Origin of the sequence: Pedobacter ghigonis (assembly GCF_903166585.1) — a bacterium.
Taxonomy (GTDB): Bacteria; Bacteroidota; Bacteroidia; order Sphingobacteriales; family Sphingobacteriaceae; genus Pedobacter; species Pedobacter ghigonis.
This window is the reverse complement of the sequence record NZ_CAESCM010000018.1, coordinates 75,251-88,481: the sequence shown is the minus strand read 5'-3', so window position 1 is coordinate 88,481 and position 13,231 is coordinate 75,251. Positions and strand designations below refer to the sequence as shown.

General features: G+C 40.8%; 11 protein-coding genes. 4 read left to right on the top strand and 7 right to left on the bottom strand.

What is annotated here, in order from left to right:
* Nucleotides 1-5 precede the first annotated feature (5 nt).
* The 4 genes from HWV58_RS21355 (at nucleotide 6) to HWV58_RS21340 (ending at nucleotide 4,390) form a co-directional block, all read left to right on the top strand.
* Complete coding sequence (locus tag HWV58_RS21355; RefSeq protein ID WP_175636040.1) at nucleotides 6-1,523, top strand: RagB/SusD family nutrient uptake outer membrane protein; 1,518 nt, start codon at nucleotides 6-8, stop codon at nucleotides 1,521-1,523.
* Between the two features lie 28 nt (nucleotides 1,524-1,551).
* Nucleotides 1,552-2,238: a hypothetical protein gene (locus HWV58_RS21350; protein ID WP_175636039.1), complete on the top strand. Its 687-nt coding sequence runs from the start codon at nucleotides 1,552-1,554 to the stop codon at nucleotides 2,236-2,238.
* Between the two features lie 19 nt (nucleotides 2,239-2,257).
* Nucleotides 2,258-3,241 carry a DUF5007 domain-containing protein gene (locus HWV58_RS21345; RefSeq protein WP_175636038.1) on the top strand — a complete coding sequence of 328 codons (984 nt, stop codon included), beginning with the start codon at nucleotides 2,258-2,260 and terminating at the stop codon, nucleotides 3,239-3,241.
* A 156-nt stretch (nucleotides 3,242-3,397) separates the two neighbouring features.
* Nucleotides 3,398-4,390, top strand: a complete 993-nt coding sequence (locus HWV58_RS21340) for an FAD:protein FMN transferase (RefSeq protein ID WP_217707042.1) — start codon at nucleotides 3,398-3,400, stop codon at nucleotides 4,388-4,390.
* 73 nt (nucleotides 4,391-4,463) lie between these two features.
* Here the strand turns inward: HWV58_RS21340 and HWV58_RS21335 are convergent, their stop codons facing one another.
* The 7 genes from HWV58_RS21335 to HWV58_RS21305 form a co-directional block, all read right to left on the bottom strand.
* Nucleotides 4,464-6,659: a PepSY domain-containing protein gene (locus HWV58_RS21335; protein ID WP_175636037.1), complete on the bottom strand. Its 2,196-nt coding sequence runs from the start codon at nucleotides 6,657-6,659 to the stop codon at nucleotides 4,464-4,466.
* Between the two features lie 15 nt (nucleotides 6,660-6,674).
* Nucleotides 6,675-7,163, bottom strand: a complete 489-nt coding sequence (locus tag HWV58_RS21330; protein ID WP_175636036.1) for a DUF2271 domain-containing protein — start codon at nucleotides 7,161-7,163, stop codon at nucleotides 6,675-6,677.
* Nucleotides 7,164-7,166: 3 nt separating this feature from the next.
* The gene (locus tag HWV58_RS21325) at nucleotides 7,167-8,675 is read right to left on the bottom strand and encodes an ankyrin repeat domain-containing protein (protein WP_175636035.1); all 1,509 of its coding nucleotides are present in this window, start codon (nucleotides 8,673-8,675) and stop codon (nucleotides 7,167-7,169) included.
* Between the two features lie 379 nt (nucleotides 8,676-9,054).
* Nucleotides 9,055-9,525, bottom strand: coding sequence for a hypothetical protein (locus HWV58_RS21320; protein ID WP_175636034.1), 471 nt, complete (start codon nucleotides 9,523-9,525; stop codon nucleotides 9,055-9,057).
* 13 nt (nucleotides 9,526-9,538) lie between these two features.
* Nucleotides 9,539-9,919 (bottom strand): LytR/AlgR family response regulator transcription factor, encoded by a 381-nt coding sequence (locus tag HWV58_RS21315; RefSeq protein WP_175636033.1) that lies wholly within the window; start codon nucleotides 9,917-9,919, stop codon nucleotides 9,539-9,541.
* Nucleotides 9,920-10,122: 203 nt separating this feature from the next.
* Nucleotides 10,123-11,418, bottom strand: coding sequence for an esterase-like activity of phytase family protein (locus HWV58_RS21310; RefSeq protein WP_175636032.1), 1,296 nt, complete (start codon nucleotides 11,416-11,418; stop codon nucleotides 10,123-10,125).
* Nucleotides 11,419-11,506: 88 nt separating this feature from the next.
* A complete protein-coding gene (locus HWV58_RS21305) occupies nucleotides 11,507-13,174 on the bottom strand; it encodes a S1C family serine protease (protein WP_175636031.1) in 1,668 nt (555 codons plus the stop codon).
* Nucleotides 13,175-13,231 lie beyond the last annotated feature (57 nt).

Below are 13,231 nucleotides of genomic sequence, written 5' to 3'. Positions count from 1 at the left end.
CTAAGATGAAAAATACAATAACAAAACTCAGCATATTAAGCACCGTAATCATTATTTTAAGTACGAGTGCTTGTAAAAAGCTACTTTACGAAGAGCCTAAAGATGCGCCATACGAGCAAACTTTCTGGAAAACAGCTAAAGATGCAAGAGGTGCTATGGCTGGTAATTATGCCTTATTCCGCAATGCCATTACCAACAAAAATAACCGCTACTATATGTATGGCGATGCCATTGCTAAAAACTACTTTACCATGCAGTATACCGGCGATGGGCTGGAGGGGATACAGAACGGCGATTTCACCTTTCAATACAACTTAAACACATTGGCTAATTACACACTTTACTATAAAAGTATAGCCATGTCTAATCTTATCTTGCAGAAAGCAGCAGGTATGACAGATGCACAATTATCTACTGAAGATGATGCTACTGAATTCAGAAACAACATTTTAGGTCAGGCTTATTTTTTAAGAGCCTTAAGTTATTTTATGATGGTACGCGTTTGGGGTGATGTGCCAATTGTTACCGAATCTTATGAAGATCCGCTTAATGCGCCTCAATTACCCAGAAAACCAAGAGCAGAGGTAATGAAACTGGTAGAGGATGACTGTCATAAGGCCATTAATTTGTTGAGTTGGACCTATAGCAATACTGGCGATGCGAAAGTGACGGCTAATAAAGGATCTGCTTATGCACTTTTAGCCCATTTGTATTTGTGGCGGGCAACCATGTCTAATGTCTCAACAGATGCACCAAATATGGTAGATGTAAACAGTGCCGATACAACTATCAACACCTTGATTAGTCGCGGAGGTTATATCTTAACCGATACGGCCAATTATAAAAATACATTTATAGGACGCTCTTCGGAAGGTATTTTTGAGATTAATATTAGCGAAAATACGCTTGAGGGATCGGCAAGTTCTGTAGGTGCAGAATTTTTAAACGGAAGCTACATTAATGGTTTTGGTAATAACCCCAGGTTTTATGTTGTGCCAAGATATATAAATGATCATTTTTACACGGATACCGACATCAGGTTAAAAAAAGGTTTTGATTTTACACTGCCCGAAAAACCAATGTGTATTAAATACAGCAATGTAACTTACCGAAACCCCGGGCAAAAATTAAGCCCTTATTTAAGCAATAACATCATCATCTTCAGATTAGGGGATATGCAGTTACTAAAAGCAGAAATTGCACTTTACAAAGGTGATGCCGCCACTGCAACTACGATTATTAACAACTTTAGAAAAAGGAACGATCCAAACCCTGTATTAGTAGATGCTGGCTTAACGGTGAGCGAGGTAATGGACGAATATATTATTGAACGTGGAAGGGAAATGTTTTTGGAAGGACATTTATTTTATGATTTACTGCGTACCCGGAGATATGGGTTTATTGTTGATTGGCTTCCTGAGGCAAGGTTTAGAAAAGAAGGCTTTTACTGGCCGTTAGATCCTGCCCTATTCAGGAATAATCCGTATCTGAAACAAACTACCTATTGGTTGGGTAAAGTGTAAATAAATTTGATCCTAAAGATTAAAAATCATGAAAAATAATATTTTAATATATATATCTATGGCCTTAACTGCCTTATCGGCATGTAAAAAGGACGATTATAAGCGAGATGGAGGGCCAAGTAATGCCTATGTAGATATGACTACGTACGATTACTTAAAATCTAACCGCAATTTTGATTCGTTGGTTAAAGTTATCGACAAGGCTGGTTTAAAAGATGCTGTGAATGGCGATGTTACCTTCTTTGCCACCACCAACTATAGTGTTGCCGATTATGTAAAGGCAAAGAAAAATCAGAAAGCCATCGAAACCGGCAACGAGAACTTTAATTTCGGAATAAAGGATATTCCATCACAGGAACTCAGCGATTCCTTAAAAACGTATTTATTTGCTGGAAAAATAAACCGGGATCAGATTACGCTTGGAGGTAAATTATACAACAGCATACTTGGTGTAATTCCAAACGTCCAGTATATGATAAAATTCAGACGTTCTTATGAATACGGTCAGTATATAAATTACGTTGATTATGTAACTTATACTAAGGTAATTGGTACACGTGATGATAAAGAAGCCGATGTGAATGCTATACCCGAAAATCAAAAAGATAAAGCCGCGGATGTTCAAACTTCCGGCATCGTAACCAAAACCGGAATTGTTCATGTTTTAACTGGAAATCATCGTTTGTTCTTTAATGCACAACCTTTAGGGAATTAAACCATAAATATTATCAAATATGAAAGTTAAATATATTTTAGGCCTACTATTCTTATTAAGCATATATGCCTGCACAAAAATTGAGAAAGGTTTCCAAAGCGATGGAATTCGTTATAAAGACAATGATATTTTTGCAAAAAGGGGATTAAGCCTTTTTCAGTCTGATAGAATTAATGCTGATGGATCTACACCTCCTTACACCTTTAAAATGTTAAACCTGAGAAAAGAGGACGGCTCTCCGGCACCGGCAGAATTTTCAAAAGAATACGAAATTTTGGTGTTTAAAACAGGAATGAATTTTGATCCGGAAACAGATGTTACGCGTGAACAACTGGATAAAAAGAGAGAGTTAGTTAAGCGGTTACCCATGTACTTTAATGAAAATAGCGGCCAGCTTAGCTTTAATAGAGCTTCGGCTAATTTGCCATTGGGCAGATATATTTTTGATGTAGAGATGAGCAACGTTACCGGCACCAAAATTTTCCCTAAAATTGCTACAATCAATGTGGTAGATCCAGGTATCGATGATTTATTTGTGATTACAGATAATGTTGCTAACGGTTTTAATGATGTTACAGGTGTTGCAACACCAATGAAAAACCCAACAATTACCTGTACCAAGGTATCTAACGAGGGCGCCCGCGCCATTTTAAAGATGGTAGATAAAAACGGAAAGGTTTTTAACCCCAAAGCAGGCGAAATTATAGCCAGGGGAGATAGGCCAATTTTTGAAAATTATGCCAAATTTAACCCGGTTATTCAAACCGATACCGCCATGATCTGCGATTTCGAGGTAGCACCATTTCCTTTAACAAAATATGTTACACCAACTACCGATTGGGGCTTCTTAATGTATTACAGAATACCAAGTACCTTTATAAAGTCAATAGATGGCTTTCCTGCATCGCCAGGTTTTTCGGTAAATCCAAGATGGTCATGGCAATTAAAACTTGAGGGAACTTATGTTATACAAGTAAAATTTCCAGACGTTATCAAAAAATAGAAATAGTTAGTTAATTTTATTATTAGAAAAGGGCAATCACCGGATGGTATTGCCCTTTTTTGATGGGAATATATTTCCGCACAGCCAGTATATGGGATAGACCGCAATAGAGGAAGCACCTGCATTTACCGTATATTTGCACCGAATTTAATGCAAATGAAAAGAATACTCTTAGCTGCCCTTCTCCTATCCTGTTTAAATACCAGTGCCCAGATCATCAGAAAGCGAACCACGCTTTTAATGGGCGGCCGTTTCGACATTACCATTTCTGCTCAGGATTCACTTTCGGCCCAAAACAATATTGATACCGTTATTGCAGAGATAAGCCGGATAGAAAATCTTATTTCTGATTGGAAAAGCACTTCGCAGGTTTCGGCTGTAAACCAGAATGCCGGCATTGCACCTGTAAAAGTAGATGCTGAAGTATTTGCCTTAACCGAGCGTGCCCTTGCGCTTTCTAAGGCTACCGGAGGGGCTTTCGATGTTAGTTTCGCCGCGATGGACCGCATCTGGAAATTTGATGGCTCTATGACCAAAATGCCTTCGCCTGAAGCGATTAAACGATCCGTAGCCAAAGTAGGTTACCAAAACATTATCTTAAACAAACAAAACTCCACCATTTTTTTAAAGTTAAAAGGAATGAAAATTGGCTTTGGTGCTTTGGGAGAAGGTTATGCTGCCGATAGGTGCCGTGAGATGATGCTGGCCAAAGGCATAAAAGCCGGTATTGTAAATGCATCGGGCGATATGAGTACATGGGGCAAACAACCCAATGGCGACGACTGGAGCATCGGCATTACCAATCCGATGAAAGAAGATGCACTATTGGCTGTAATTAAGCTCAAAAAGAATGCTGTGGTTACCTCGGGCAGTTATCGCAAATATGTAGTTTTTAAGGGCAAAAGATACGCCCACATTATTAACCCGGCAACTGGTTATCCCGCTATAGGCTTAATTAGCGTAACGGTATTTGGGCCGAGTGCCGAAATGGCTAATGGTTTAAGTACCTCGACCATGGTTTTGGGTAAAATTGCCGGCGCCCGGCTAATAAAAAAATACCCGCAATACAGTTACATCATCATTACCGATAAAGGCGAAATATTAACCTCAAAGGATATTAAGTTACCAGGCCATGCAATTGGCAAGTAAGCAAAGTAATTGAAACAATCTTTTACTAAATAAAAAACCTCACAGGATTTAAAATCCTGCGAGGTTGAATTACCTAATAACAATCGGTTAACACCTGGTTTCGCGATTGATAAAATGACAATGGATGTCCGGTTTTTTCCTGGCATATTTCTTCCAGTATCTGTACAATATCTTTTTGCATCGCCAGCGATCCGCAGATCATTACTACCGCTGATTGCGTGAGACTTTCGGCTACAAAATTGGCTTCGGCACGAATCAGGTCGCTTACGTACTGCTTATTCCCTTCGCGCGAGAAAGCAATTTTAAGGTCGCTCACCTTTGCGTGGGTATGCATTTCGGTTAAAAACTGCTGAAAGGGCTCGAAAGATGAATTTTCCCTGAAACCACAAAACAAATAACAAGGTACTTTAGCGGCATTCTGGTTAATCATCCCTAAAAACGGGGCAATACCGGTACCATTCGAAATCATAATCACCCTACCCGCCTTTGCAGGGAAATGAAAATGTGGGTTTTTAACCACTTTGGCTTTCAAAACAGCTTCAGGTTTAAGATCATGTAAAAAACCAGATCCCAAGCCATCGGGATGCAAACGCACACTCAGTTGTATGGCATTATCGATCACGCCTATTGAATACAACCGTTCGCGGTGATCGTTTGCCGGATAAATAGCCAGTAAATCGCCTGATTTTGCTTTTAGTTTACCAACAGCATTTAACTTAACCTGAAAAACACCCTCTTTTTTAGCTTCGCCCGTATTCGATTGAACGATGAATTTTTTTAACTTTTTAGGCTTCGCTGCTTTTTGAGCGGAAAGTACATTCACCTCAATACCACTCATTTGCGACCAGGCCTCTTCCCACAACTGCAGATCCTGTGGCGATTTATCGTTCACCGTATGGATATCGATCAGCGGAGTAGCCCAGCTCTCTTTAGCAAGAAGGTTATGCACATCGAAGGCAAACTTGCAAAAATCGGGGTATTCTTTAGATCCAAATCCCAACACGGCATAATGAAGTGCTTGCGTTTGTGGCGTATCGATTATCTTTTGCAAAAAGCGGCTCCCGTTTGAGGGTGCATCGCCGAGTCCATAGGTGGAGGTAAAAATAATCAGCTGTTCTGCTTTAGGGAAAACTGTATAAGTGTTCAGTGTGGTGATGTACGAGATTTTGCCCTGCTTAAGCAACAGTTTATGGAGGGCAGCGGCATAGCCCTGCGTGCTGCCGTTTTCTGATCCGGTTAAAATAATATGCGTAGCCTCTACAGCCTTGTATTTGTTTTTACTGCGTTTCGATATGCGTTTTAACGTAATGGCGAAACCCGAATAGATAAAAAACAAAATCCCGATCGATGATATGCCCAATACCACCGCCCAAACCACATTGGTTCTGCCTGTGTGGATATCGAGACTTAAATTACTAAGCAATAAAGCGAAAGGATATTTGTTTTCGGCCAGCACCTCACCAGTAAGTTGGTTTACCGCTATTTCGCGGTCTTTAAGTGTCAAGATAAAATAATCCTCTACATCTTCTGAAAAAGGAAATTCGATTGACTGTACTTCGGCCAGACTGATATTCTTAAAAACTGTAAAATCTTTCAGGTTTTTTACCGGAGTAGCTTTAAGCTTATCGAGGTTAACATCAACACTGGTTTTAACGGTTTTTAAAATCCCCAGTGTATTTAGCGAAAGATAAGTACCGCTGATAGCAATAATCAGGATGGGAATGAGTAAAATACGGCCTAAAATTACGTGATAATATTGCGAAAAGCCATCCCTTTGTATTTTGGCAAAAAAACGCATGATGCCCCTTTGCCTTTGAATGGTAAGCAAAATACCGGAAATGGCAATGAGTGATAGTAAAAATGCTGTTAAACCAATAAAAAAACGACCGGTTTCGTGCAGGAAAAGCGAACGGTGCAAAGTGGTTACCCACTGAAAAAATTCGTTCTTTTTACCGGGTGTACCTAAAATAGTACCCGTTTTAGGATCGATATATGCTTTTACATCATCACCATTGTTATCAATGGCCTGCAACAATACAAATTGACCATTCTCAACAGTAATACTGGTAATTTCGCTGTATTTGGTTTTAAGAATGGGGATAACCGTGGCAACATCGGTATTTTGGAGCTTAGCAACCCCGTAAGGTTTCATTTTTTGGCTGATTGGCTCAGCAGAAAGGATAATGCCGGTAACGGAAGCAAGCAATAGAAAAATAAAAGAAGATACAGCCAGGGTTAAGTGGCTGTATCTCCAAACTTTAGTAGTCATAGTTTTAACTGAATTTTAATTCGCGCTAAAACGTACGTATCTGATAAATCCTGTACCATCAGTTTTGGCCGAAAGTGCCTCAGTTGTTAATGGGATTTCGAGATCTTTAACGAAATATTCTTTGTCTTCAACCGCAGTTTCGAAACGCAGTTTGTAACCGGCATTGATTTTAGCTTTTTCGATTTCGATAACAGAAACACCACGGTCGCCGCCTGTTAACGATGCACCGGTAACCGCACTGATATTGGTTGGTTTCTGCGCGTAAAATTTATGCCACTCTTTTAAGCTGTTGTACCATTTTTTATCAGAACCCAGCACATAAAGCGTTTTGTTGTACTGTCCTTTGGCATCTACCAGCGAAATAACGATGTAAGCACCTTCGCCCATATAGCTCTTCATCTGGATCATGCATTTGTATTTCGCGGCAGCTTGTGCATTGGCTTGTGTTGGTTTAAAAAAGGCAAGCGCACAAAAAAGTAATGTTATTTTAATTAAGTTGTTCATATTCTATTTTAAAAAGCTTAGTGATACATTTCCTTTGCTTAGCGATTCGTTTTCGCTGGCCAGGTCAAAAGCACTCTCGTCGAAACTTGTTTTGGCTTCTTTTTTAGCACCAATGGTTAAAAGGTATTTTAGCATCACATCATCTTTAGAGATCATTGCGGCTTTATGTAAAGGGGTTATGCCTTCTTTGTTTGGGCTGTTTACGTCAATTTTGAAATCCTGCACACGTTTTACCAAACTTAAATCGCCTTTGGCAACTGCTAAATGGTAAAGTGTATTGCCATTTTTCTGTGCTGCAGCCAGGTCGAAACCTTTGGCCTGCAACAATTTAAGTTTACCTTCAAATTCTTCAGCTTTAGAAGGTCCGCCGGCATTGAAACCACGGCCTGCCTCTGCACTTCTATACGATTGGATCAGGTAGTAAGCCAGGTTATTACCGTCTTTATCAGTTGTTTTTAAATCGGCACCTTTACCAAGCAAATAAGCTACCACTGCAGGCGAATTACTGTTCACCGCCATAGCCAGGGCACTCAGTCCTTTGGTATTTACCTGGTTAATGTTTTTCACTTTTGGCAATAATAAAGCCAGTACTGCAGTATCGCGGTTAGTGGCAGCAGCATACATTAAAGGTGTGTTGCCATCGTTATCAGCCTTGTTAACATCAACGCCTGCTGTAATGAAATGGGCAATAATATCATTTTGTTTAGGTTTACGAACCAGGGCGTGCAATACGTTGCGGCCTTCTTTGTTGGTATTGGTTGGCTTAATTTTTAAGCTCTCCAGGTATTGGTAAACTTCTATACCGTTGCTGCCTCTGCGACTACCTTCACTTGCTGTTATTAAGGCCGACTGATCAACAGGGATGCCTTTTGCAAGTAAAGCTTTAAGCGCTTCGATATTACCACTTCTGGCTACATAACCGAAAGCATTTAAACCATCTGCGTCGGTACTTTTTAAATCAAGTCCTTTACCTACGAAATAATCGGTAAGTTTAAAATCCTTATCGCTGCCAATAGCTAAAAGCAAAGCATTTGCTCCGCTACCGTTTACATCGGTTTTTAAATTGGCACCATTGGCTAAAAGTAAGTCGTAAATTTTGGTGTTTTGCTGACCGGAACCGGCTGCAAAAGTTAATGCAGTAACGCCATGGCTATCTTTTAAGCCTACGTTAATGCCTTTTGATAAGAGGTAACTTAATATTTCGTCGTTCCCCCTGTTTGCTGCCCAATGTAAATAAGTACGGCCATCGTGCGTAAGCTTGGTTACTTCGTTTCCGGGCTGAACCAACAGATATTTAATGGTTTCGTTGGGTGCTTCGGCATTAATGGCCATCACTACCGGATCGAAGCTCGAACCATTTAACTGGGCAGGATTTGCTCCTTTTTCGATTTCTGCTTTAACACTGTTTACATCTGGTTTGCCTTGCCAAAAAGCCTGATCGAGCAAGCTGTTTTTTTGTGCCTGTGCAGAAACAGACCATAATAAAGTTAGGCCTAGTAAGAGTTTTTTCATTGTTTGGGATCTACTGATAAGATTTAACGCCCAAAACTAACAAGAATTAGTCTAAATAAAAACCCAACTAGCGATTTATTTGCAAGAAATTTTGAATGATTGATTTAGAGAAGGAGCAAGTGAAGGATTGAATTAGCGAATGATCGAATGGTTTTAAATTCACTCATTCAAAATTCCAACACTCAATCATTAATAAAAGAAGGATTGAATTAGTGAATGGTTGAATGACTTTAAATTCACTCATTCAAAATTCCAACACTCAATCACTAATAAAAGAATCATAGAATTAGTGAATGATCGAATGGTTTTAAATTCCAACTTTCAAACATTCCAACCTTTCAACCTTCAAACCTTCCAACATTCAAGCCTTCAATCACTTTTAAGCGTAGCGGTCGGCGGTGCGTGTTTTAACTACGTGATAATGGCCTGAAACTTTAAAGCGGCGAACTTTGAATACCAGCTCGGTTTCGCGTTTGGCTAAGGCATGAATGCCTGGTGTAAAACGTTGTTTAAAGCGATCGGGACAGGTATCTTTGTGGCAAACCACTTCGTAATTTTTTTCGTTCTCTACAATAACTTCCTGCACATACTCGGGCCACTGTTTTTTAATGAGCTTGGGCAGCCAGCTAAACTGTTGCATGGCAATCAGGTCGCCCATACCTTTAACCACGTCTTCTGGCATCTGCTCCCCTACAGTCTGTTTCCAGCCGTCGTTTTCATCCTGATCTATAATGCCAACCACATCACTTCCCGAAAGCACCAGCCAGGGGTCGTTCATGTTTACGCGCATCAGCTGATAAGCGGTATTGGCTAAAAATTCGTGTTCAAATGAGTAAGAGAGCTCAATCATAATCTTTTTTATTTCAGTTTTTTATGGGCAGGTTATTCAACCGCATCAATGTTTCTATGGTACCCGAAAAGCGTTTCATCGATATCGGTTTACCCAGATAACATTCAAAATCCGAGTTGGTTTCCTTTACATCGTGCTCGAGGTTGGAAGAGGCATAAATAATAAACCTCGCCTTCGACCTCAGGTGCGCTGAAAGTTCAGTACCCTGCATCCCATCCATATCAATATCCAAAAAAAGGAAATCAACTTTATCGCCTGCACTTATGCTTTCCAGGGCATCAATCGGGTTGTTAAAATTATTGGTTACTCTTAAAAAGCGGGTGTCGTTAATGTAATCCGTCAACACATCAATAGCATGTTGTTCGTCATCAACAATCGCACAAGTGTAATACATATGAATAAGTTAAGATAGACAATACAAATCTTGTTAATGTCTGTCTAATTTACAACACCTGTAGCAAAAAAGGGTAAAATTACGGTAAGCAACCGTACCTTAAAAGCCAACCCTCAACACCCATAAGTTGTAAACGCTTATACTCAATCCAGGCAAAAGCACTAAAAAAAGCCACTTACCTGTAAGATAAGGGGCTAAATATTTTAAAGTTTAATTTTCACAAAATACAGTCGATTACGATCTACTGCATTGGTTAAAGGCAAAATCTTCTGTGCAAATCCGCTTGCTCCATTGTCTACCACGCCGAAATCATCGTCGTTCGAAATTACCAGGATATTGCCGGGAAGTAATGCTAAACCTTCGGCTTTATCGTGTGGATATACTTTTGGCAAATCTTTCAGTAAATCCAAAACCAGTGTTTTGATTACCGGCACAACGCCTGCAGTACTTAAACCAGCCGCATTGTTAAGTTCCTCGACAGTTTTTCCGCCGTAAAGTTTACCTGTAGCACCATCTGCTGCATCTGAAATATCGGTTGCGCCACTGATATCGATTTTAAACACTTTTTTAAAGGCCGCCGGATTAGTTGCTGCACCGCCAAAAAGACCATCTCGCTCTATAGTTAAAAATGTAGTACTGTTTATTGCAACAATATCACTCACCCCGGTTAAGGATACATTATCCATCAGATAAGCGTATTGTTTGGTTGCTCCGGTTGCAATATCGAAAGTTAAAATCCGCAGCACTACCGAATTTGCTGTGGCCGCCTTAGTAGGGTTATACATCGGCGACTGCATCATACCTACCAAAGTTTTGCCATCTGGCGTAATGGCTAGTCCTTCCATCCCGCGATTGGCTCTCCTGTTGGCGAATACAGCCGGAATTTTACGTCCACCGGTTCCGGTTCCAAAGGGGTTAATGCGCTCAATGGTTTTACCTGATGCATCGAAGTGGGCAATATGTGGTCCATATTCATCGCTAATCCAAAATGAACCATCTGCAGCCCTTACCAGGCCTTCTGAGTCAATCCCATCAGCACTGGGTGCAATTACCTGTCCGTTTAAATCGTAGGCAATCTCGCCCGAAGCACCCATACCTGCGGGGTTTGGAAGACCATTGAGTTTGCCACCCGCAGCATTTTTCAGCTCGATTACCTGTTCCAATACGAGTTTACCATCTTTTAGCCTGAATTTACCAATCTGCGGATCAAAATCAGGCTTACCGATAATGATAGAATTGGCCAGTTGTCCGGCAACGTTCGATCCCCTATCGGTAAGCATGTAGAAAACATCGGGTGCATTTGGGTCGGTGGCAACTGCCGAACCAAAACCACCATTATACACTTTTACACCAGCTGCCGTGGTAAATAAAACCGAAGGATCTGAAACTTCGGCCACATCGGGATAGCTGATATCTGTGGCAGGTTCTTCGTGATTCTTTTTGCAGCCTACCATACCGATGGCTGCCGCTGTAAATAGGGCAAGTAAATCTTTTTTCATTTAATCGTTTGTTTAAAAACAAATGAACCAAGTGAATATGAAACTACTGTTAAGCCTGCAACAAGAATCTGATTTTGACCTGAACTGCTTATTTAATATGCTCGTTTATAAAACTGCAAACCACACTGGCCGGTAAAAACAAAGCTACCGTTCTGCTAAAACGGGCAATGTTTAGTCCACAAAAATTACCTTTAATATCAAATACCGGGCTACCATTTAAATCAGGAGTTACTGCCAGATCGTGTGCATACACTGCGCTAAATCCATCGCGCCGGGCCGATTTACCACCAGCAAACTTTTCGGCCGGATGGTTTGAACTGCCCTGCCCTATTCCGGCCAGCTTTACGGTTTTAGTGAAAGGTTTCCCCTCCCTCGTCCAGTTTAGTGTAATTTCATCATCAGGCCAGTACTTCGCCATAAAAGGTACAAAATCGGCCGATTTAGCAATCGCCTGCCCATCTATACTTACCAGTTCATCACCCATTTTTAATCCGGACTGTTCGGCGGGGCTTGCGGCTTTAATAAGCGAAAACACTACCGGACTGGTGTTATAAGCCACCATTGCCCCAAAATAAGGCATAGCCGATACTTTCGGTAAGTTTAGTGCTGTGCTGCTCCAAACACTCTGCAAATAAGTTGCATCGTACTTTGCTGTAAACAACAATTGCCCGACAGGGTTTTCGCTGATTAACGGTTTTATCGCTTTCAGATCAATCCCACCCTGAATGGCTTCGCTCAAACCCAACAATATCAAATCGTTCTCTTTATCACGGGCAATTACGGACAGATTAAGCGTTTTATCCTTAAATTTTAGACCAATGGCTTCACCAGTCATGCTGTTTTTGGTAACCAATACCTGTTTGTGCGTTCCCGCAACATCTGTTAGGTTAAAAAGTGTAGCGCTAACCGTTTTCATTTCGCCATTTAACCTGCTGCTGACCTCAAAACTGGTATTTTTAAATTTTGGACTAAACTTTACTTTACCGAAATCAATCTTGCCACTTTCGGTATCTTTTTTAATCTGCGCGGCGAGGTTATCGGCATTAAATAAATCGCTTTGATCGGGGAACGCTGTATAAATTTTCTCCTGTTGCAAAGCCGACCAATATTTACGGTACAAATCAACAGGAATTTCGAAGTTCATGTCTTCAGCTACATCAATGGCACTGTGCAAGCCAATTACCCGCCCTAAATAATCGAACAAGGGTCCGCCAGAATCGCCGGGTTCCATTTTACAGGTTGACTGAATGAAACCATAGGTGTTTTTCACCTCGGCAATCTTCCCCAGTCTTAAGGTGGGCAATTTCTGATTTAAACTTTCCGGATAGGCAATGCTGAGGCACATTTCATTTTTAACAAGGCTTTGCGAATACCCCATTTCGGCGTAAGGCCAGCTGCCTTTGGTTAAGATCTTCATCATGGCCACATCTGGTGCACCCGGAGTTTCTTTCACTTCAATTTTACCCAAAGCTTCGGCAATGGCTTCGCGACCATCGGTAAAAAAAACTTTGTAATTACGGCCGGGCTGTACGGTATGTGCAGCCGTTAAAATATACCCATCGGCACTTACCACTACGCCACTAAACTGTGCAGAGTTACGTTCGTTACGGGTAGTATCAAAGCCCCACATCCTGACGCTTGCGGGGTAAGCCTTTTTAACTGCAGCAGAAATGATGCTTGCTACCTTTTGCTGTGCAAAAACATTTGTAGAAAACAGCAACACGCATAAGGCCAGCAGCCTAAAATATCTCCTCATATAATATGTTAGTTTTTATTGTTCTTTAAAAAAAGAGGCTATCCAACTTGCGGACAG